At 70.3% G+C, this 18,697-nt stretch carries 21 protein-coding genes; 5 read left to right on the top strand and 16 right to left on the bottom strand.

Annotation, left to right across the window (positions count from 1 at the left end):
* Positions 1-7: 7 nt before the first annotated feature.
* The 4 genes from JMO03_RS10070 to JMO03_RS10055 form a co-directional block, all read right to left on the bottom strand.
* Positions 8-559 (bottom strand): DnrO protein, encoded by a 552-nt coding sequence (locus JMO03_RS10070; RefSeq protein WP_202842962.1) that lies wholly within the window; start codon positions 557-559, stop codon positions 8-10.
* 211 nt (positions 560-770) lie between these two features.
* A complete protein-coding gene (locus tag JMO03_RS10065; RefSeq protein WP_202842961.1) occupies positions 771-1,373 on the bottom strand; it encodes a YdeI/OmpD-associated family protein in 603 nt (200 codons plus the stop codon).
* Between the two features lie 173 nt (positions 1,374-1,546).
* Positions 1,547-1,966: an SRPBCC family protein gene (locus JMO03_RS10060; RefSeq protein ID WP_202842959.1), complete on the bottom strand. Its 420-nt coding sequence runs from the start codon at positions 1,964-1,966 to the stop codon at positions 1,547-1,549.
* Positions 1,967-2,257: 291 nt separating this feature from the next.
* The gene (locus tag JMO03_RS10055) at positions 2,258-3,070 is read right to left on the bottom strand and encodes a CE1 family esterase (protein ID WP_202842957.1); all 813 of its coding nucleotides are present in this window, start codon (positions 3,068-3,070) and stop codon (positions 2,258-2,260) included.
* A gap of 233 nt (positions 3,071-3,303) precedes the next feature.
* On the opposite strand from JMO03_RS10055, the gene JMO03_RS10050 reads away from it, so the two are divergent.
* On the top strand, positions 3,304-4,740 hold the full coding sequence (locus JMO03_RS10050) for an MATE family efflux transporter (RefSeq protein ID WP_202842955.1): 1,437 nt from the start codon (positions 3,304-3,306) through the stop codon (positions 4,738-4,740).
* A 52-nt stretch (positions 4,741-4,792) separates the two neighbouring features.
* On the opposite strand, the gene JMO03_RS10045 is transcribed toward JMO03_RS10050, so the two are convergent.
* From JMO03_RS10045 to JMO03_RS10030, 4 genes are all read right to left on the bottom strand, one after another.
* Positions 4,793-5,113: a hypothetical protein gene (locus tag JMO03_RS10045; protein ID WP_202842953.1), complete on the bottom strand. Its 321-nt coding sequence runs from the start codon at positions 5,111-5,113 to the stop codon at positions 4,793-4,795.
* Positions 5,114-5,273: 160 nt separating this feature from the next.
* Positions 5,274-5,732 (bottom strand): hypothetical protein, encoded by a 459-nt coding sequence (locus JMO03_RS10040; RefSeq protein ID WP_202842952.1) that lies wholly within the window; start codon positions 5,730-5,732, stop codon positions 5,274-5,276.
* 104 nt (positions 5,733-5,836) lie between these two features.
* The gene (locus tag JMO03_RS10035) at positions 5,837-6,241 is read right to left on the bottom strand and encodes a GFA family protein (protein ID WP_202842951.1); all 405 of its coding nucleotides are present in this window, start codon (positions 6,239-6,241) and stop codon (positions 5,837-5,839) included.
* Between the two features lie 190 nt (positions 6,242-6,431).
* Entirely contained in the window at positions 6,432-6,791 is a 360-nt protein-coding gene (locus tag JMO03_RS10030; protein ID WP_202842950.1) for a DUF1428 domain-containing protein, read from the bottom strand.
* Positions 6,792-7,136: 345 nt separating this feature from the next.
* Between JMO03_RS10030 and JMO03_RS10025 the strand changes: the two genes are divergently transcribed.
* Complete coding sequence (locus JMO03_RS10025) at positions 7,137-7,652, top strand: DUF1697 domain-containing protein (protein WP_202842948.1); 516 nt, start codon at positions 7,137-7,139, stop codon at positions 7,650-7,652.
* Positions 7,653-7,805: 153 nt separating this feature from the next.
* On the top strand, positions 7,806-8,981 hold the full coding sequence (locus JMO03_RS10020; protein WP_202842947.1) for a hypothetical protein: 1,176 nt from the start codon (positions 7,806-7,808) through the stop codon (positions 8,979-8,981).
* 4 nt (positions 8,982-8,985) lie between these two features.
* Here the strand turns inward: JMO03_RS10020 and JMO03_RS10015 are convergent, their stop codons facing one another.
* Complete coding sequence (locus JMO03_RS10015) at positions 8,986-10,863, bottom strand: ABC transporter ATP-binding protein (RefSeq protein ID WP_202842945.1); 1,878 nt, start codon at positions 10,861-10,863, stop codon at positions 8,986-8,988.
* Between the two features lie 74 nt (positions 10,864-10,937).
* Positions 10,938-11,927 (bottom strand): quinone oxidoreductase family protein, encoded by a 990-nt coding sequence (locus JMO03_RS10010; protein WP_202842943.1) that lies wholly within the window; start codon positions 11,925-11,927, stop codon positions 10,938-10,940.
* Positions 11,928-12,001: 74 nt separating this feature from the next.
* On the opposite strand from JMO03_RS10010, the gene soxR reads away from it, so the two are divergent.
* Positions 12,002-12,475 carry a redox-sensitive transcriptional activator SoxR gene (gene soxR / locus JMO03_RS10005; RefSeq protein ID WP_202842942.1) on the top strand — a complete coding sequence of 158 codons (474 nt, stop codon included), beginning with the start codon at positions 12,002-12,004 and terminating at the stop codon, positions 12,473-12,475.
* Between the two features lie 7 nt (positions 12,476-12,482).
* On the opposite strand, the gene JMO03_RS10000 is transcribed toward soxR, so the two are convergent.
* Together JMO03_RS10000 and JMO03_RS09995 are read right to left on the bottom strand one after the other, a co-directional pair.
* Positions 12,483-14,240 (bottom strand): DUF2207 domain-containing protein, encoded by a 1,758-nt coding sequence (locus tag JMO03_RS10000; protein ID WP_202842940.1) that lies wholly within the window; start codon positions 14,238-14,240, stop codon positions 12,483-12,485.
* On the bottom strand, positions 14,237-14,794 hold the full coding sequence (locus JMO03_RS09995; RefSeq protein WP_202842939.1) for a LemA family protein: 558 nt from the start codon (positions 14,792-14,794) through the stop codon (positions 14,237-14,239). Before JMO03_RS09995 ends, JMO03_RS10000 begins: the two co-directional genes overlap by 4 nt.
* A 169-nt stretch (positions 14,795-14,963) precedes the next feature.
* Between JMO03_RS09995 and JMO03_RS09990 the strand changes: the two genes are divergently transcribed.
* Positions 14,964-15,485: a DUF4019 domain-containing protein gene (locus JMO03_RS09990; RefSeq protein WP_202842938.1), complete on the top strand. Its 522-nt coding sequence runs from the start codon at positions 14,964-14,966 to the stop codon at positions 15,483-15,485.
* A gap of 85 nt (positions 15,486-15,570) precedes the next feature.
* Here JMO03_RS09990 and JMO03_RS09985 read toward each other — a convergent pair whose 3' ends face one another.
* The 4 genes from JMO03_RS09985 to JMO03_RS09970 form a co-directional block, all read right to left on the bottom strand.
* Entirely contained in the window at positions 15,571-16,140 is a 570-nt protein-coding gene (locus JMO03_RS09985; RefSeq protein WP_202842937.1) for a hypothetical protein, read from the bottom strand.
* Positions 16,141-16,375: 235 nt separating this feature from the next.
* Positions 16,376-17,059 carry a hypothetical protein gene (locus JMO03_RS09980; protein ID WP_202842936.1) on the bottom strand — a complete coding sequence of 228 codons (684 nt, stop codon included), beginning with the start codon at positions 17,057-17,059 and terminating at the stop codon, positions 16,376-16,378.
* Between the two features lie 10 nt (positions 17,060-17,069).
* The gene (locus tag JMO03_RS09975; protein WP_202842934.1) at positions 17,070-17,600 is read right to left on the bottom strand and encodes an RNA polymerase sigma factor; all 531 of its coding nucleotides are present in this window, start codon (positions 17,598-17,600) and stop codon (positions 17,070-17,072) included.
* 111 nt (positions 17,601-17,711) lie between these two features.
* Positions 17,712-18,653: a DMT family transporter gene (locus JMO03_RS09970; protein WP_202842932.1), complete on the bottom strand. Its 942-nt coding sequence runs from the start codon at positions 18,651-18,653 to the stop codon at positions 17,712-17,714.
* Positions 18,654-18,697: the final 44 nt, after the last annotated feature.

Genomic DNA, 18,697 nt, shown 5'->3' with positions numbered 1-18,697 from the left:
CCCATGACTATGACCCGCCGTTGTCGTCGCCGGCGTTCGGTTCGGCGAACAACTGTTCGTAATTCTCGACTGCCGCTTCCATGTCGAACACGGGCGCGAGGTCGGCAGGATCTTTGCGCAGGGCACCGGTGCCCGCCATCAGGCGGGCAAGGATCGCGTGCAGGGCGGCGTCCGGCTCGGGCGCCAGGACGCAGTTCTCGAACATGTAGCTGATCGCGGCGTCGACATCGGCGGCGCGGGCCGTCACGACGGCCTTCTCGGGCGGCGCCGGGCCGGCATGCTCCAGCCCGGCGAGTGCGGTGCGTACGCGCGACATGCCCTCGATGAGGGGCGCATCCGGCGTCCAGGGCCCATGGTGGTCGGCGACCGGCACATCCCCGCCCGCGATCGCGGTGGCATCGGCATGCTCCGCGGCCCCGGCATGGTCGTCCGTTGCGACCTGCGCGGCGGCGTCTGCGCCCGCGGCTTCGGCGGGAGCGGGACCCCGGGCACACCCGGTCGGCAGTCCAGCAAACGCTGCCGCGAGCACCAGTGCCAGCGGAATCTGTTTGACGGTCATGGAAAGCTCCGGTGGGGATTGGTGTGTAGTAGCGCGCAGCCGTGCACGCCCGCACGACCGGGCCCGCCATGGCGGCAGCCGCGGCCGTGTCATGCTCGCGCGGACCGGTTCCGGCCGCCTTGACCTGGGTCAGGCAGGATGCCGCGCGCCCGGGCGGCGATCGGACGCGACCGGATCGCGGCCGCGTCACCTGCGCGCCAGGGCTGGCGTATCAGCGCTTCTGGTATTTCCAGTTGCGCGCCTTGCCTTCGGCGATCCACTCCGCTGCCTGCGCGATGCGGCGCTCGCGTGTGGCTGCCTGCTTCGCTTCCACCACCCATTCCACGTAGTCGCGCTGCTTGCCGGGCGCGAATGCGGCGAACTGCTTCCTGGCACCTGCCGTCTTCGCCAGCGCCCGGGCGAAATCGTCCGGCATCGCGAGCGCAGGCTTCGGAGTTTCCCTGGCTCGGGCAAGCGTGGCCCCAGCGTCGATGGCCTTGACCGCTTTCCCGAGTTGCGCGACCAGCGTGCGTTTCGCAGGCAGGTCGGCGAGCGATGTGATCCGGCCGTACTGGCCCATGGCTTCGTTGCGCCTGGCCGCATCGCCCTCGCTGGCGTCGAGCATCGGCACGGCGAACGCGGCGTGCTGTTTGAACGCCGCCATGCCGGCGAGGATCCTGCCGCCATGGGTGAAGTGCGGTGCGCTCCATTTCAGCGTTTCCTCGGCGGTGGGGCAGGCCTCGTGCACGACGGCGCGCAGGTGCTCGAGGATCGGCCGCGCGAACGGTGCGGCCTTGGCGATGTAGGCGTCGATCCGGGCGTCGTGGGCGGGCATGGGCATCCTCCAAGGTGTCGGTGTCGCTGATTCCAGAAAAACGGGGCGCAGCGGGCGGCGGCGCCGGGTCGTGGATCGGGGTGGCGGGCCGGAGCCCGGCCTGCGCGACGGGCGTCGTTCCGGACCGATGGCCAAGGTCCAATCTGGCCGGTGCGGTTTCGAAGGGCGCTCGCTCAAGGGTTGCCGGATTCGGCTTCCGCATGGCGCGCGAAGCTGTCGAGGATCGCCTGCCAGCCCTCGCGTTGCATCTCCGCGGGGTTCTCGGCTTCGGCATCGAACACGGTGCGCACGCGCACGCCGCCATCGGTGTGCTCGAACCGCACCGAGACCTCGCGGCCGTCGCCCATGCGGTACTCGATCAGCGCATGGGGCACGACCCGCGTGTAGGCACCTTCGAAGTCGAAGCCCATGCCGCCGTCCTTCGCCTCCATCCGCGTACTGAAGCTGCCGCCCTCGCGCAGGTCGACGCGGCTGCGGGGGGAGTGCCAGTCGTCGGAGGCCGCGTTCCAGCGGGTGATGTGCTCCGGCGTGTAGTACACCTTCCAGGCGGTGGCGAGGTCGGTGCGGGCGAGGGTTTCGATGCTGATCTTCATGGTTCGAGTTTCCGATTGCGTGGGGTGTGTTCGCGTACTCTCGGCTGGACGACGAACGAACGGGCAGCGGATCGACCCGGACTTTCCAGGGTCCCGACGCGGTGGCCGGACGGAGGCAGTACTCGCGACATGCCACGTCTGTATACCCGACTCCGTTCCACCATCCCAGGAAGGCGGGAAGTCAGCGGCTTGCCATGAAGCCTGCAACGCCATCGCCGGTGCTGACGGCGCCGGGAGCGAATGCAGTCGAAGCGGCGGTCGCATCGCGCCTACGCCCCCATTGCGTGTCGGCTACGGGTTGTCGGCGGGCAGGGCCCATTGTTGGGTGAAGAACGTCTTCAACCATTCGGCGCCCCGGTAAGGCCAGACATGCCCCGCGTTGTATGCCCCGAAAACGAAGGGCGCACCGCCCGGCGCAGGCGCATGCAGCTTGCAGCAGCCGGCGAAATCCGTGAGCGGGCCGCGCGTGCGGTTGAGGCGCGTCATCGCTTCGATGGTCTGTGCCCACTGATCCTTGTAGGCTCGGTTCTCGCCTTTGCCGAACAGGTGCATGAAAGGCTTCGGCTTCGTAGCGCCCGCGAGGTCGGGACGGATGGAGCCGACCACCGCGAAGGAGGCGAATGCATCGGGGCGATGAGCCATCAGCAGGAAGACGAGATGTCCCCCATTCGAGAATCCCACCGCGTACGTCTGCTCCGGACGAGTGCCGTAACGGCTCGATGCTTCCTCGATCAGCATGTCGACAAGTTGCAGATCCCGATCCTGGTACTGCCCGATTTGCGTCTGCCAGCCACGTTGCGAAGAGCGATCCGGCCGGATCTCACCGTTGGGATAGGCCACGATGGCATCCGGCCACGCCCGGTGAAGTTGCACCGCGTCGGCGAACACGGTGTTGGTGTCGCCCAGGCCGTGGAACACCAGCACCAGCGGCCTGGGCCGTTCGCCGCCGCCATCGGGCACGTGCAGTAGGACTCGGCGCGTCTGTCCGTCGATCTCGAAGCGCATGGACTCCACAGCGGCGCGGGCGTTCGCGCCCTGCCAGAGCAGCAGCGTGGCCAGTACCAGCCTGAGCGTCCACGCCAAGCCTTTCCTGGTGGTGGTCATCGGGAACGAGCGGAAACCTCGGGGCAGCCAGCGTAGCGCAAATGCACCTGCGTATGCCCTGCCGGGAAGGCTCCGCGCGACGAAACGGCCCATCGCCAGCGCCCGGGCTCCCGCAGGCGGCAGGACGCGCCCTGGCGTTGTCGAAACGCACTCCGGTTCTTCGTCGCACTCGGGGTAGTGGCCGTGACGTACGCCGCTGCTACCATCCCGCCCGCATCCGGCAAGGAAACCGAATGAATCCCGAGACCCCCGCCAACGACGGCACCGCAACCGCGGCCGTACCCGCCGGCTCCACCTGGTCGGCGCTGCGCGACGCGATCCGCGGCACCAACGCGGACTACACCCGCATCCCGCTGCGCCGCGCGGTGTTCCTGCTGGCGGTGCCGATGGTGCTGGAGCTGGTGCTGGAGTCGACGTTCGCCGTGGTCGACATCTTCTTCGTGGCCAGGCTCGGCGCGTCGGCGGTGGCGACGGTGGGACTCACCGAGACCTACCTGTTCCTGCTGTACTCGATCGCGATGGGGCTGGCGATGGCGGTGACCGCGGTGGTCGCGCGCCGGGTGGGCGAAGGCCGGCGCGAGGAGGCGTCGGTGACCGCGGTCCAGGCGATCTGGATCGCGATGCTGGTGTCGGCGCCGTTCGCCGTCGCCGGAATCGTCTGGGCGCAGGACCTGCTGCGGCTGATGGGCGCGGACGACTGGACGCTCGAGCACGGCTACCGCTACATGCAGTGGATGCTGGGTGGAAACGCGGTGATCATGCTGTTGTTCGTGATCAACGCGATCTTCCGCGGCGCCGGCGACGCGGCAATCGCGATGCGCGTGCTGTGGGTCGCCAACGGCCTGAACATCGTGCTCGATCCGATCCTGATCTTCGGCCTCGGCCCGGTGCCGGCGCTGGGACTGGAGGGCGCCGCGATCGCGACCAACATCGGCCGTGGCGCCGGCGTGCTGATGCAGCTGTGGATCCTGTTCCGCGGCGGCGAGCACATCCGGGTGACCACGGCGCAACTGGTGCTGCGCGGCACCGTGTTGTGGAACATCGTGCGCACCTCGCTCGGCGGCATCGGCCAGATGATCGTGGCCATGACCTCGTGGATCTTCCTCATGCGCATCCTCGCCAGCCTCGGCAGCGAGGCGGTGGCCGGCGCCACGATCGCACTGCGCATCCTGATGTTCGCGCTGATGCCGGCGTGGGGCATGTCCAACGCCGCAGCCACCCTGGTCGGGCAGAATCTGGGCGCCGGCCAGCCGGACCGTGCCGAGGCCGCGGTGTGGCGCACCGGCTGGTACAACATGGCCTACACCGTCGTGGTGTCGTTGGCGTTCTTCCTGTTCCACGATGCGCTGGTGGGTGTGTTCAGCCCGGATGCGGGCGTCGTGGCGGTCGGCGGGGAGTGGCTGCGGATCCTGTCGTACTCGTGCTTCGTCTACGGCTGGTGGATGGTGGCGGTCCAGGCGTTCAACGGCGCCGGCGACACGGTCACGCCGACCCGAATCAACATCGTGTTCTTCTGGCTGATCCAGATCCCGCTGTGCTGGTGGCTGGCCGTGTCGCTGGACTGGCAGCACACGGGCGTGTTCTGGGGCGTGTTCGTGTCCGAGACCTCGGTTGGCCTGTTCACGCTGTGGCTGTTCACCCGCGGCAGGTGGAAGACGGCCGCGGTGTGAGCGGGCACACGCGCCCGGCTGGAATCGCCGCAAGGGCTGTCCGGGCAGGCGCCTAGCCGATCTCGAGCGCGGCGAGGATCGCGAGCTTGCGCTGGTAGGCGTCCCAGTCGTCCGCGCCCTTGGTCGGCGCGCTGGCGTCCGCGTAAAGATGGATGCGGTCGGTACTGGCGCTGTGCGCATGGCTCAGCTGTTCGGCCTTGGCCGGGGTCAGCCCGATGATCCTGACGGCGTGGGGCGCGTAGTCGACATGCTCGGTCGTGCGCATGCCCAGGGGCTTGTAAAGCCGGTTGAGCACCACGTGCCCATGGCCTTCGACGCGTTCGATGCAGTAGGGCAGGAAGACGCGGCGGAACTCTTCGGTCGCTGACGACATGGCGGACTCCACTGGCGCAACGGGTCAAGTGTTCCGCAACGCCGCGTCGTGGGCAAGCGGCGCGGTGCGCGGGCGGGACGCGGGGATACTCCCGCCCAGGCGCATCCCCGCAGCGACGAGGGGGCGCGAGCGGCCGGGCATCGCCGGGGCGGGCGCGTGCTCAGCCCCGCGTGCGCAACAGCAGCAAGCCGTAGGCCACGACCGACAGGATCACGTAGAGCGTGTCGACCACCGCGCGTCGCCGCGGGTCGTTGCGGCTGCCGGTCACGTCGATCAGGAACTGGCGCAGCAGGAAGGTGTACAGCACGTAGTAGAGGAACGGGATGACGTGCACCTGCCAGGGGTAGTCGTCGATGCGCTTTCCGAAGCGTTCCAGGATCCAGCCGACCTGGGCGTAGATGCCGAGGATGCCGAGTGCGGCGTTGATCAGCATCCATTTCACCCGGTCGTGGCCGAAGATGACCCGGTAGAACACCATGTACACCACGATGGCGATGCCGCCGTGCATGTACAGGAACACCAGATCGGGGCCGTCGCTCGCATAGGCCATGAGGAAGCCGGAGAATCCGAACATCAGCATGTGGAAGCCGAAGAACGGGTAGACGAACCATTTCGACATCCCGTCCCGGGCCCTTGGCTTCGGGTTCGCATGGCTTGCGTACTTCATCGTCTGCTCGTCTGCCTCGTCATCCGCTGCACATGGAACCGGTCGCCGCGCCCGGCCTAGCCGGGCTGGCGCGGGCAGGCGATCATGCTGGGGTCGATGTGCGCCCATGCCGGCGCGGAGTCGGTCCAGATCACGATGTCCGGCGCGATGCCGGAAGCATCGTCCAGCGTGCCCACGCGGATCACCATGAACTCCCTGTTCTCCAGCGCTTCGCTGAACACCTGGGTCCCGCAGTCGCCGCAGAACGCGCGGCGCATGTGGTGGCCGCTGTCGGCCCGGCTCTCCCATGCGCGCGGCGTGCCCTCGACCGTCACCGCCGCGCGCAGCACGATGATGTTGACCGCGGCATTGCCGCTGGCCCAGTACTGGCAGTCGCGGCACCAGCACAGGCGCGTCGCCACCGGCGCCGCCGACAGCGTGTAGCGGATCGCGCCGCATCGGCAGCCTCCAGTCCTGCGCATCGCCCCGCCTCCATCCGGTCCCCCGCGTCGGTGCCTATCGTGGCACGTCGTATCGGGGTCCGGATATCGATCGCGCTCCCGGCACGGTGGTTGCCGCGATGGGCGAGGGGTGAAGGGCGAGGGACGAGGGGCGAGGGGCGAGGGGCGAGGGGCGAGGGGCCCGTTCGCCCGTTGTGACGGCGCGGTGCGACTATCCACCGAGCTCGACGACGCTCTCGAATCCACCGAAGATCATGCGCTTGCCGTCGAAGGGCATCGGGTTGGCGGCCGGATCCATGCGCGGATCCTCCATCATCTTCTTCATGCCGGCGTCGCGGGTGGCCTTGTCGGGCCATTCGACCCACGAGAACGCCACCGTCTCGTCGGCCGTGGCCTGCACCGCGCGGCGGAAGTCGGTGACCTTGCCTTCGGGCACGTCGTCTCCCCAAGCTTCGATGACGCGGGTGGCGCCGAACTCGATGAACACCGGGTCGAACTTGCGCGCATGTTCGATGAACTTCTCGCGGTTGGCGCTGGGGACTGCGAGGACGAAACCGTCGATATAGGGCATGTGGATCTCCTTGGAGGGTCTGGGTGGCGCGGGCCCGCGGCAGGCGTCTCTCCGCGGTCCGGCGGAACGTCGCCTGCATGCGGACGTGTGGAATCGACGAACGGACGGCCGCGGAATCGACATCCGCTGGCGTGGACGCGGCCCGGCAGTCCGTCGCCGTTCGGCAGCCTGCGCCCGCGACCGTTAGGACCGTGCCACGGACCCATGGCCCTGTGGCGACGCCCCCGCGTGGCCGGTTCCGCAGCGTCCTACGACCGCCCGGAACGGCGCCGCCGGTTGGACCACGCCGGGCGTATCGGCGACGGCCGCGTGCGATCATTGTCCGCACTCTGGCGAGGTGCCCGAATGAAGACATGGGTCGCGCTGCTGCGCGCGGTGAACGTCGGCGGTACCGGCAAGCTGCCGATGGCCGAGCTCCGCACGCTGTGCGAGCGGGCCGGCTTTTCCGACGTGCGCACCTACATCGCCAGCGGCAACGTCGTGCTCCGCGGTCCCGGCACCGAGCGCCAGGTGAAGGCGAGGCTGGAGGCGGCGCTGGCGGCGCACATGGGCAAGCCGGTCGGCGTGCTCGTGCGCACCGCGGCCGGGCTGCGCGCCGTGCACGCCGGCAACCCGTTCCCCGGTTCTCCGGGCAACCGCGTGGTGGCGGTGTTCCTCGACGATCCGCCGCGGGCCGGCGCGCTGGCGGACGCGCGTCGCGTCGGCGATGAGCGCCTCGCCTTGGGCGCGCGCGAGATCTACATCGACTATCGCGATGCGGAGACGATGCGCTCCTCGAAACTGTCGCTTCCCGCCGGCGCGAGCGGAACGGCGCGCAACATGAACACCGTGGCCCGGCTGCTGGAGATGGCGGGCGGTTGAACGCGGCGGCCGCGACCGGAGTACGGGCGCTCCGAGCTGGCCGAATCCGGTTCATCGCCCGTTCGACCGTGAAAACGCGTCCGCCCTACACTGGACTACCGTCCATCCATCGTCGGCGACCTGCGATCGCAGCCGATTCCCGGATTTCCGCACATGTCCAAGCCGTTCACGATCCTCTGTCTCGCAGCCGTGCTGTTGGCGGGCTGTCGCGCGCAGGACGCGGGCGAGGCGGGCACCACGGTACCCGTCGCCAGCCCGGAGGAAGGCGGTGCGGTCAGCACTGCGCCGGTGCAGGTGGCCGACGAGGACGCGCCCACGTCCGAACCGGTCCCCGAGCCGGTCCCCGACGAGCCGGAAGGCATCGACTGGTCGCCGATGGACCTCGCGTCGGGCACGGCGTCGATCAGCTGCGAGCTGGACTACGCGAGCCAGGGCGACGGCGTGCCGCTGGCCGAGCTCGACCGCGACGCCATCGCCGCCGCGCTGGAGCCCTGCGCCGCGCGCGGGGTGCTGCGCCTGCGCTACACCGGCAAGATCAACGCCGGGTTCGCCCAGCTGATGCAACGCGTGACCCACGTGGCCGACGAGCTGGAGATCGGCAAGCGGGTGCTCGACCTCGACTCCAGTGGCGGCATGGTGGAGGACGCGATCCGGGCCGGCGACCGCATCGCCGACGCGCGCTGGACGCTCTGGGTGCGCGAGGGCGCGGTCTGCCACAGCGCCTGCGTGTTCCTGCTCGCCGCGGGCGACGTGCGCATGATCAGCGGCCGGGTAGGCATCCACCGCATCATCCGCATGAGCTCCACCGCGACCACGCGCGCCGAGCTCAACCGCGAACTGCGCGTGGTGTACGAACGCGTGCGCGACTACCTCGAGCGCAACGGCGCTGCCACCGCGGTCGCGGACATGATGATGGCCGTACCCAACCGCAACCTGCGCTTGCTCGCCGCCGACGAGTTGAGCCTGTACGGGCTGGACGGCATCAACCCGGCGCAGGACGACCTCGACCGGCTGCGGCTGATGCGCAAGTGCGGTGAAGACTTCGTGGTGCGCCGCGACGCCTTCGCCCGTTCGTTCGACACGCGCTGCAAGTCGCCGGGCACCGATCTGGACGGACTCAATGCCTGCGGACTGGAACTGCGCAAGCGCTACGATTTCCCGGACGCCACCTGTCCTTCGGAGAGCCCGCTGTCGGAATTCGACGCGCTGCTGGCGGCCGAGAAGCCGGAACAGGCGGGCAAGCGGAGCCCGGCGGAGGAGCGTGAGGAAGGACAGGAACAGGCGCGTCGCCGCGACGCGCCGGCCCGCGGCGACGCCGGCGGTTCCTGAGCGCTCAGTCCGCAGCCACGGCCTCCGCCGGCTCCCCGCCGGGGCCGTCCTCGCCGGGGCAGTCCAGGAATCCCCCGGACTGTCGCGCCCACAGCTGCGCGTAGAGGCCGCCGGCCGCGACGAGCGCCTCGTGCGTGCCCTGTTCGACGATCTCGCCACGCTCCATCACGATCAGCCGGTCCATCGCCGCGATGGTGGAGAGCCGATGGGCGATGGCGATCACGGTCTTGCCCTCCATCAGCCGGTAGAGGTTGTCCTGGATCGCTGCTTCGACTTCCGAGTCGAGCGCCGAGGTCGCCTCGTCCAGCACCAGGATCGGCGCGTTCTTGAGAAGTACCCGCGCGATCGCGATGCGCTGGCGCTGGCCGCCGGAGAGTTTCACCCCGCGCTCGCCGACGTGCGCGTCGTAGCCGCGGCGGCCCTGGCTGTCGGCCAGTTCCAGGATGAAATCGTGCGCGCGCGCCTGCTTCGCGGCCTCGATCATTTCCCCGTCGCCGGCGTCCGGGCGCCCGTAGAGGATGTTCTCGCGCACCGAGCGGTGCAGCAGCGAGGTGTCCTGGGTGACCACGCCGATCCGGGCGCGCAGCGAATCCTGCTGCACGTCGGCGATGTCGATACCGTCGATCAGGATCCGGCCGCGCTCGCGGTCGTGGAAGCGCAGCAACAGGTTCACCAGGGTCGACTTGCCGGCACCCGAACGCCCGACCACGCCGATCTTCTCGCCCGGCCGCACGTGCAGGTCGAGGCGCTCGATCACGCCGCCGGCCTTGCCGTAATGGAAGCCGACGCCCTCGAAGCGGATCTCGCCCTGGACCCGGTCCAGCGCGGGGGCGCCCGAGGCGTCGTCGACGGTCGGCGGCAGCGAGATCGAATTGATGCCGTCGTGGACCGTGCCGATGTTCTCGAACAGCGACGACAGCTCCCACATGATCCACTGCGACATGCCGAGGATGCGCAACGCCAGCGCGATCGCCACCGCGATGGCGCCGGCGCTCGCCGCGCCCTGGTGCCAAAGCCACAGCCCCAGCGCCACCACCGCGAACAGCAGCGCCATGTTCAACGCGTAGAGCACGCTCCACACCGTGGTCGCCAGCCGCATCTGCGGGTGCACGGTGGCGAGGAAGCCGTCCATCGCCTCGCGCGCGTAGGCCTGCTCGCGGCGCGAGTGCGAGAACAGCTTGACCGTGGCGATGTTGGTGTAGCTGTCGACGATGCGGCCGGTCATCACCGAACGCGCATCGGCCTGCGCGCGCGACACGCGCTCCATGCGCGGCACGAAGTGGCGCATGAGCAGGCCGTAGGCGCCGATCCAGGCCAGGAACGGCAGCATCATCCGCCAGTCCGAGGCGCCGGCTACGGCCAGGGTGCCGACGAAGAACACCAGGATGTAGATGCCGATGTCGAGCAGCTTGATCACCGTCTCGCGCACCGCCAGCGAGGTCTGCATCAGCTTGGTGGCGATGCGCCCGGCGAACTCGTCCTGGAAGTAGCCCATCGACTGCCGCAGCAGATAGCGATGCACGTTCCAGCGGATGCGCATCGGGAAGTTGCCGAGCAGGGTCTGGTGCTGCACCAACGAGTTCAGCAGCACGATCGCCGGCAGCGCCACCACCACCAGCACGCCCATCCACAGCAGGCGCGGGCCCTCGCTGGCGAGGAAGGTCGCGGGCGTGGTGTTGCCCAGGCTGTCGACCAGCGAACCGACGTAGGCGTACAGGACCAGTTCGGCGATGGTGATGCCGGCGGTGGTCAGCGCCAGCAGCGCCAGCCACTTGCCCGCCCCGCGGGTGTAGTGGCGGCAGAACGCGTACAGCGTGCGCGGTGGCTGCGCGGGGGGATCCGGCGGGAACGGATCGAGCCGGGATTCGAACCATCGGTACATGGAATGCGCGTCCTGCGGGGAAGGCGGGCATTGTCGCCGATCGTCCGCGGTCGCTGCGGTAGGGTCGCTGCGGCTCATGCCGCCAGCACCGCGATGCGGCCGAGATGGTGTGCCGCTATCGCCTCCAGCGCCTGCGGCAGTCGTTCCAGCGCGAATCGCCGCGAGACATGCGGCACCAGCGGGCCGCGTTCGGCCAGCGCGTGGAAGGCCCCCATCGCGTCGGGTTCGTAACGGACCCCGAAGCCCGCCGCGACCACATCGTCGCGCGCGATCGCGGGCATCGCGACGCCGTGAGGCCATGCGATCCGGCTGCCCGTGGGCAACGCCGCGACCAGGCGTGCGGCGGCACCGCCGCCAGCGGTGAGCAGGGCGAGCGTGCGTTTGGCACCGTCGGCGAAGTGGGCGACCTCGCGCTCGAAGCCCGGCCTGCGCCCGTCGACGGCGACATCGGCGCCGAGTCGCTCGGCCAGCCGCATGCCGTCCCTGCCCGAAGCGATCGCCAGCGTGCGCACGCCGGCGTTGCGGGCCAGTTGCAGCGCGAAGTGGCCGACGCCCCCGCTGGCGCCGAACACCATCAGCGCGTCGTCGTCCCGCGCCTGCAGGATGGCGTGCACGCCCTGCGCCGCAAGCGCACCGTCGACCGGCAGGACCGCGGCCTGGTCCAGCGCCAGTCGCGGCGGCACCGGCCAGGCGAGTCCGGCATCGAACAGGGCGAACTGGGCGTGGCAGCCGCCCTTCGGATCGCGCTGCGCCACGAGTCCATAGACGCGGTCGCCCTCGCGGAACCCGCGGGTTTCCCGGCCGGCTTCCACCACCACGCCGGCGCCTTCCGATCCGCCGACGTGCGGAAACCGCGGCAGGCGGGCGAACGCGCCGTCGCGTTCGAGCAGATCCCACCGGCCCACGCCCGCTGCGTGCACGCGCACCAGCAACTGGGTCGGCCCGGGCGTCGGGATCGGCAGGGCGCAGGGCATGGGGCGTTCACCCGCGCCAGGGCGCGCGAAGGCCATCGCGCGCATGGTCTCGGGTTCGGCTTCGAGGAGGGCTCGGGTGGCGAGGTGCATGCGGAGTCCGGTCTTGAGTGGAAGGCCGGATCAGGGTAAAACCTCAAGCAATATCGAGGTCAAGGAGCATGCGGATGGCGACAGCGGTGCCGGTGGGCAAGGAGGCAGCGCCCGCGCGCGAGATGACGATCGGCGAGGTCGCCGCGCGCAGCGGGGTGGCGGTCTCGACCCTGCACTTCTACGAGGCCAAGGGCCTGATCCACAGCACGCGTACCGCCGGCAACCAGCGCCGCTACGCGCGCGACGTGCTGCGGCGGATCGCGGTCATCCGGGTCGCCCAGCGCACCGGCCTGCCGCTCGCCTCGATCCGCGAGGCGCTGTCGTCGCTGCCGGACGCGCGCACGCCCACCGCCGCCGACTGGGCCCGGCTGTCGCGCCGCTGGCGTACGGAACTCGATGCGCGGATCGCGCGCTTGACCCACCTGCGCGACGATCTCGACGGCTGCATCGGCTGCGGTTGCCTGTCGCTGAAGCAATGCCCGCTGCGCAACCCCGAGGACCGGATGGCGCGCCTCGGTCCCGGTGCGAATACGCTCGACCGCGACTGACGCCCGCTCAGCGTCCGCCGCCGCCGCCGCCGCCCCCGCCGCCGCCCGAAAAGCCGCCGCCACCGCCACCCGAGGAACTGCCCGGTGGCGTCGACGAGGAGGCGATCTGCGAGGTCAGGCTGTTGCCGATGGCCTTGGTGAACCCGCCGATGTCGCCGATCGACCCGGTGCCGTTGCTGCCGTGGTACCAGGCCATCGCCGATGTGGCCGCCGCGGCCGCCGCCGCGCCCACGGCCAGCGTGAACTTCTTCGTCCACGCCTCTTCCACGTCCAGCGCCACGGCGTAGGGCAGCAGCGATTCGAAGCGCTGCGCATCGAGCGCCGGCTCGGACTCGTCCGGGCCCTGCAGCCGCTGCAGGTCCTGTCGTTCGGCGACGCCGAGATAGCGGCGCAGGCCTTCGATCTGGTCCAGCATCCTGCGCCCCTCGCCGGTCGGGGCGCGCACCAGGAAGGCGAACACGACCAGGGTCGCCCCCATCAGCGCGATCGGGATGAAGGCGAACAGCAGTCCGGCGCCGGTGCCGGCACCGAGCGCGATCGCGGCGCCCGAGAACACCAGCGCGATCAGCAGTGCGATCAGCGAACTGCCGCCGTTGTGGTTGAACATGGTTCCCTTGAAGCGCTGGTCGAGCGCCTTCGTGTGGGCGCGGATCGCCGCCTGCAGCAGCGGGGCGTTGTCCTTGTCGAGCTCGAGCGTGGCCTCGCGCGGGAACAGTCCGGCGAGCAGGGCGTCCTGCTCCTTCGCGGTCCCCGTGGGTCCCGCGCCGGTCTTCTCCAGCCGCCAGTGGTCCTTGAGCAGGCCCTTGTCGCGCTCGATCCGCAGCGAGCGCCCGACCGCGAGCGCGAGCACGTCGGCGGTGAAGCAGCGCGTGTCGTAGCCCATCCTGCCGATGTAGCGCAGGCCGGCGGGCGAGATGCCTTCGGGCGGCGTGTAGCGCACGATCACGGTGCCCGGCGCCGGGTCGCGACCCACCTGGCGCCAGCGCAGGAAGCACCACGCCAGCAAGGCGAGCAGGCCGACCAGGGCGACCAGCACCGCGCGGTTGTCGGCGAGCAGCCAGCGCAGCTTCTGCGCGGTGGTAGGCTCGGGAACCAGTCCCTTCGGGAACGAGAGCACGATCGTCAGGCCCTCGCCGGGCGCGAGCGGCGCGGTCAGCCGCCAGCGGGCGAGACCCGGCTCCGGCGTTTCGGCCACGTAGGCCTGGCCCCGCGCGCCCTGCACGCCGGTGTAGCCTTCGGCCGCGAGCTCCGCCACCGGCACCGGTTGCGGCAGCCGGACCTCGGCGCTGCCGGATTCGATCGGGAAGGCCCAGCCGGTGCCGATCGCGTTCCAGTACAGTTCGTCGTGCCCATCGAAGAAACCGAGCTGGCGGGTGGTGCGGTAGCGCAGGGTGTAGGTGAAGGTGCCGGGCGTCGGCAGGAAGTCGTCGTTGCCGGTGTTCACGCGGACGCCGTTGCCGCGGGTTTCGGTGAACCAGGGTTCGCTGCGGCCGTCGCGCAGCACCTCGACCACGTCGAAGTCCACCACTACGCGGTTGCCGTGGCGGTCGCGGTAGCGGGTCGGGAAGTCGCGGTAGATGCCGCGGCGGATCTGCTGCCCTTCGGCGCGCACGCGGATCCGCTCGGTGACGTCGAGGCTGCCGTCCGCGTTCAGCACGATCCGGCTGTCGTAGGACTCGATGCGCTCCTGCGCCACCAGCGGCGACGCGAAGGCGAACAGCGCCAGGCAGGCCAGCGCGAAGCTGCGCAACACCGGGGCGCTCATGGCAACTCCACGCGCACGGCCGTGCGCCCGGCGTTGCCGGCCTCGAAGAAGTCCTCGGCGCCGAAACCCGCCAGCCGCGCCACCAGCAGGTCGGGCACGCGCTGGGTGGCGTCGTTGTAGTCGCGCACCGCGCCGTTGTAGAAGCGGCGTGCGTACTGCAGGTGCTCCTCGACCTCGACCAGGTCGCGCTGCAACTGCGCGAAGTTGTCGCTGGCCTTGAGCTCCGGATAGGCCTCCTGCAGCACGAACAGCCGGCCGATGGCCTGTTCCAGCGCCTGCTCCACCTGCGCCAGCTGCGACCGGCTCTGCTGCGCCAGCGCCCGGGCCCGCAGCTCGGTCACCGCTTCGAGCACCGCGCGTTCGTGCCCGGCGTAGGCCCGCACCGCCGAGACCAGGGAGGGAACGAGGTCGTGGCGGCGGATCAGTTGCACGTCGATGTCGGCCCAGGCGGTCCGCACCTGGTTGCGCAGGCGGACCAGGCGGTTGAACACCATGATCGCCCAGACCAGCAGGGCGGCCACCAGGCTCGACAGCAGCAGGACGGGCAGGCTCATCGTTCGGGTCCCCGGCGGGAAGGCATGTCCACCACGACGCACCAGGGTGGCGCGGCGTGACATCAGGGTACCGGACGCGCCGGGCCGGAACCGGCCCCGTCCGTCGACTGGACGGCCCGGGGCTGTGTCGTACACTCGACCGCCGGATTCCACGGAGCGTTCGTCCCATATGAACAGATCACGCCTGCTTTCGACCCTCGCCGCCCTGGTCCTGTGCTCCGGGGCGTTCGCCCAGCAGCCTGCCGCCCAGCCGCAGCCGCGTCCCGCGGCGCAGCCCGCCGCCGCCCAGCCGGCGATGGAGCAGCTCAGTCCCGAACAGCGCGCCGCGCTGGCGAAGCAGGACGCCGACATGAGTCAGGCGGCGCTGCAGGTGATGCAACTGGTGGATGGCAACCGCATCGGCGAGGTGTGGGATGGCGCGTCCGCGGCGATGAAGCAGGCGGTGACCCGCGACGAGTTCATCAAGCAGGTCACGATCGACCGCAATCGCCTGGGCGCGGTGTCCACGCGCGCCAACCCGGAAGTCAGCCGTTCGCTGTTCCGCGCAGGCCAGCAGGTGCCCGAAGGCCTGTACATCAACGTGCGTTCGGCGACGAAGTTCGCCAACCAGGCGCAGCCGGTGCGCGAGCTCGTGTCGTTCCGGCTCGACGAGGATCGCGTCTGGCGCGTCTCGGGCTACAGCCTGCGCTGATCCCGGTCGCGATTCCCGATCCTGATCCGGCCGTCGCAGCCGTGGCTGCGGCCGCCGCCGGCGTGGCTGCCGCGGAGCCGTCGGCTCATTCCGGCCCGAGCATGTTCCCGGGAGACGCCTTCGCTACGTCCGACGACACCAGCGCGTACCGGCCATCGGCTTCGACCCGGTAGCGCGCGCGGTAGCCGGGCCCGGCCTCCTCGCCGCGGCCGGTGTCCTCGCGGATCGCAAACGCGTCGACGGCGTCGATATCGTAGTCGCGGCGATACAGCATGCCCATCGCGCCGACCAGCAACTGGTCGACCAGCGCACCGCCGGCCCTGTCGGTGCTGAACAGCACGTCGTGGCGCACGCCGTCCATCTCGAAGCCGCTGTCGACGCGCAACAGCCAGACGTTCGCATCGTCCGTCGCGCCGAGACGGAACAGCTGCACGCGGTCGCGCGGGAGCGCCGACAGCGCCAGGGTGCCATCCTCCTCGTGATAGGCGAACACGCGGCCGTAGGCGCGATCGAACGCGGCAGGCGACTTCAGCGGCCTGTCGCCGAACAGCGAGAATACGCAGTCCACCACCGCAGGGCTGGTCGGTACCTGGTCGTGTGCCAGTGCGAGTCCTTCGTCGAGCGGCAGGCGCAGGGAGACCAGGGCGGTGGGCATGCAGTGCAGCGCATCCGACTGTGGTGCGGTCGCCTCGAGCGGCGAGGTCGGCGCAGTCGGCCCGGCCTGCGGGGAAGGCCCGCTGCAAGCGGCGGTGAAGACGGCCCAGGTGGCCAGCAGGAGGACGACGCGCCGGCCTGGGCCGACGGGAGGGGCATGGGGCATGCGTTGCCTGGAAACGACGGGCGGGTGCCGAGGATACCCGGGCCCGGTGTCGCGCGTGGTGCGCAGGTTTTCAGTCGCGCTCGAACTGCGCGATCTCGTCGAGCATGCGCTGCGCGCGGCGGATGCCATCGCCACCGTCGACGACGCAGCGGCCGCCCCCGTCCTCCGCGGGCGGCGGCAACCTGCGCTGGCGTCGCATCGAACGCCCGGCCCAGGCCCAGGTGCCGAGCAGACCGACCACGCCGATGCCCAGGCTGAGCGAGATCCAGGCCGGGGTACCCGCCGCGGGATCGACCTCGCCGAGCCCGGCGAACCCCACCACCATCGGCAGCCACATGATCCACCAGGGCGCTCCGCAGACGTTGGCGTTGAGCACGAACAGCCGCAGTAGCCGCGCCATCTGCTTCTGGATCGCCAGCACCGGCGCGGAGGTGTCGATGTTCGCCGCGAACACGATCGTCAGCGCCGCCATCACCGCGGTGACGATGCCGAATGCGTGCAGCAGCAATCCCGCGGCGAGCAGTCCGGGGACGTCGAGGTTGCGCGTCCAGCAGGATACGCCGAGCACGATCAGGCCGATGCCCAGCAGCATCTGCGCGGTTTGCCCCCACAGCAGCGGGCGCAGGTGCCCGCGGACCCGGTCGAGCTTGCGCTCGCGCAGCAACTGCCACTGGATGTCCTGCTGGCGTTCCAGCTGTTCGCCCAGCGAGCGCCAGGCGAGCTTGAGTTCGTCGAGTTCCATGGTCGTGTCCATCTGCGTGTTTTCAGCTCGTTGCGGAAGGGGCCGCGTAGTCGCGGATGCGCTGTTTGAGGCGGCTGATCTTGGTGGTGACGTTGCTCTCGCCCAGGCCCAGGACCTCGGCGATCTCGCGGGTGGCGCGTTCCTCCAGATAGAGCACCAGCAGCGCCCGGTCGAGCGCGCCGAGCGTGCCCATGAAGCGCCACAGCAGCCGCAGCCGGTCCGCGCCTTCGTGGTCGACCGCGCGCTCGTCGGCGAGGTCGTGCAGGCGTTCGTCCAGCGGCACCGCATGGCGCCTGCGCTGGCGCTCGCCGCGCAGGAACGAGATGCCGGTGTTGAGCGCGATCCGGTACATCCAGGTCGAGAAGCTGCGCGACGGATCGTAGCCGGGCCACGCGCGCCAGAGCTGGGCGGCGATCTCCTGGGCGAGATCGGCGCGGTCCTCGGCGCCGTTGGCGTAGCTGTTCGCCACCTTCAGCACGATGCCGCGGTGGCGCTGCAGCAGTTCGGCGAATGCGGCGTGGGTGGCGTCGGACGTCGGGGTCGCGTGGTCCATCGCATGTCCGCGGAAAGTGGAAATCGTGCCTGTCATGCCGGGGTGATACGCGGCAGCGGGTGGTTTGTCACACGCCCGGACCACGTGCAGAGCCGGGGCCCGACCCGTGCATCACTCGACGATGCCCTTGGCCTCCGACGTGCCGAGCACCTCCGGGTGATCGATCCGTCGCGGCCGGTGCATCAGCGGATGCGCGAACACCGCGGCCAGGATGATCGCCACGCCGCCATAGAACAACGGCGTCAGCTCGCGCTGTTCGGCCAGCAGCAGCATCGCCAGCACGATCGCGTAGACCGGCTCGAGATTCAGCGCCATCTGCGCCGAGAACGCGCTCATCTGGCGCAGCGCGACCAGCGACAGGGCGAACGGGAACAGGGTGCAGGCGCCGGCGAGCAGCAGCAGCCACAGCGCGTCGGTCGCCGAGGGCAGCACCAGCAGCGGGCCGGCCAGGGCCGGGAAGAGCGCAGGCATCAGCGGCGCGAGCGCGGTCAGCGCCAGGGTGCCGGCGCCGAGCTCGACCGCGGTGACCGTGAGCGGATCGGCGTGTTCGACCAGGCGCTTGTTGAGCGAGCCGAAGACCGCCACGAACAAGGCCGACAGCGTACCGACCGCGATGCCGGCGCGCATGTCGGCCGAGACCCCGCCCACCACCAGGGCCACGCCGGGCAGCACCGCCAGGCCCAGCGCGACCTCGCGCATGGAAAAGCGCCGGCCCGCGAGCTTCGGTTCGATCAGCGCGATGAACACCGTGGCGAAGGCCATGCAGGTGGCGGCGACCGAAGCGTTGGCCAGCTTGATCGCGCCGTAGAAGGTGAGCCAGTGCAGCGCCACCAGCACGCCGACGCCGGCGTAGGCCAGCAGCAGCCGCGGCGGCATCGCGCGCAGGCCGCGCCACACCCGCGGCACCAGCAGCAGGGCCAGCACCACCAGCCCCATGCGCCACCACACCAGCGGCAGCGCCGGCAGCGTGATCAGCTTGCCGAGGATGGCGGTGAAGCCCCACAGCAGCACGCACAGGTGGATTTGCCAGTGGGCCTTGGCGGCGGGAGTCATCGCGGATCGGGGTGGCAGGGAGGCGGCAGCATGCACGGGCGCGG

The sequence above is a fragment of the Luteimonas saliphila genome, assembly GCF_016774335.1.
Classification (GTDB): Bacteria; Pseudomonadota; Gammaproteobacteria; order Xanthomonadales; family Xanthomonadaceae; genus Luteimonas; species Luteimonas saliphila.
Note: the sequence above shows the minus strand (reverse complement) of the source record. Positions and strands in the feature narration are given on the sequence as shown.

Bases quoted from the DNA above. Each gene is read 5' to 3' on its own strand.
- JMO03_RS10070 (WP_202842962.1), bottom strand. From the start codon at position 559: ATGACCGTCAAACAGATTCCGCTGGCACTGGTGCTCGCGGCAGCGTTT.
- JMO03_RS10065 (WP_202842961.1), bottom strand. From the start codon at position 1,373: ATGCCCGCCCACGACGCCCGGATCGACGCCTACATCGCCAAGGCCGCA.
- JMO03_RS10060 (WP_202842959.1), bottom strand. From the start codon at position 1,966: ATGAAGATCAGCATCGAAACCCTCGCCCGCACCGACCTCGCCACCGCC.
- JMO03_RS10055 (WP_202842957.1), bottom strand. From the start codon at position 3,070: ATGACCACCACCAGGAAAGGCTTGGCGTGGACGCTCAGGCTGGTACTG.
- JMO03_RS10050 (WP_202842955.1), top strand. From the start codon at position 3,304: ATGAATCCCGAGACCCCCGCCAACGACGGCACCGCAACCGCGGCCGTA.
- JMO03_RS10045 (WP_202842953.1), bottom strand. From the start codon at position 5,113: ATGTCGTCAGCGACCGAAGAGTTCCGCCGCGTCTTCCTGCCCTACTGC.
- JMO03_RS10040 (WP_202842952.1), bottom strand. From the start codon at position 5,732: ATGTCGAAATGGTTCGTCTACCCGTTCTTCGGCTTCCACATGCTGATG.
- JMO03_RS10035 (WP_202842951.1), bottom strand. From the start codon at position 6,241: ATGCGCAGGACTGGAGGCTGCCGATGCGGCGCGATCCGCTACACGCTG.
- JMO03_RS10030 (WP_202842950.1), bottom strand. From the start codon at position 6,791: ATGCCCTATATCGACGGTTTCGTCCTCGCAGTCCCCAGCGCCAACCGC.
- JMO03_RS10025 (WP_202842948.1), top strand. From the start codon at position 7,137: ATGAAGACATGGGTCGCGCTGCTGCGCGCGGTGAACGTCGGCGGTACC.
- JMO03_RS10020 (WP_202842947.1), top strand. From the start codon at position 7,806: ATGTCCAAGCCGTTCACGATCCTCTGTCTCGCAGCCGTGCTGTTGGCG.
- JMO03_RS10015 (WP_202842945.1), bottom strand. From the start codon at position 10,863: ATGTACCGATGGTTCGAATCCCGGCTCGATCCGTTCCCGCCGGATCCC.
- JMO03_RS10010 (WP_202842943.1), bottom strand. From the start codon at position 11,927: ATGCACCTCGCCACCCGAGCCCTCCTCGAAGCCGAACCCGAGACCATG.
- soxR (WP_202842942.1), top strand. From the start codon at position 12,002: ATGGCGACAGCGGTGCCGGTGGGCAAGGAGGCAGCGCCCGCGCGCGAG.
- JMO03_RS10000 (WP_202842940.1), bottom strand. From the start codon at position 14,240: ATGAGCGCCCCGGTGTTGCGCAGCTTCGCGCTGGCCTGCCTGGCGCTG.
- JMO03_RS09995 (WP_202842939.1), bottom strand. From the start codon at position 14,794: ATGAGCCTGCCCGTCCTGCTGCTGTCGAGCCTGGTGGCCGCCCTGCTG.
- JMO03_RS09990 (WP_202842938.1), top strand. From the start codon at position 14,964: ATGAACAGATCACGCCTGCTTTCGACCCTCGCCGCCCTGGTCCTGTGC.
- JMO03_RS09985 (WP_202842937.1), bottom strand. From the start codon at position 16,140: ATGCCCACCGCCCTGGTCTCCCTGCGCCTGCCGCTCGACGAAGGACTC.
- JMO03_RS09980 (WP_202842936.1), bottom strand. From the start codon at position 17,059: ATGGACACGACCATGGAACTCGACGAACTCAAGCTCGCCTGGCGCTCG.
- JMO03_RS09975 (WP_202842934.1), bottom strand. From the start codon at position 17,600: ATGGACCACGCGACCCCGACGTCCGACGCCACCCACGCCGCATTCGCC.
- JMO03_RS09970 (WP_202842932.1), bottom strand. From the start codon at position 18,653: ATGACTCCCGCCGCCAAGGCCCACTGGCAAATCCACCTGTGCGTGCTG.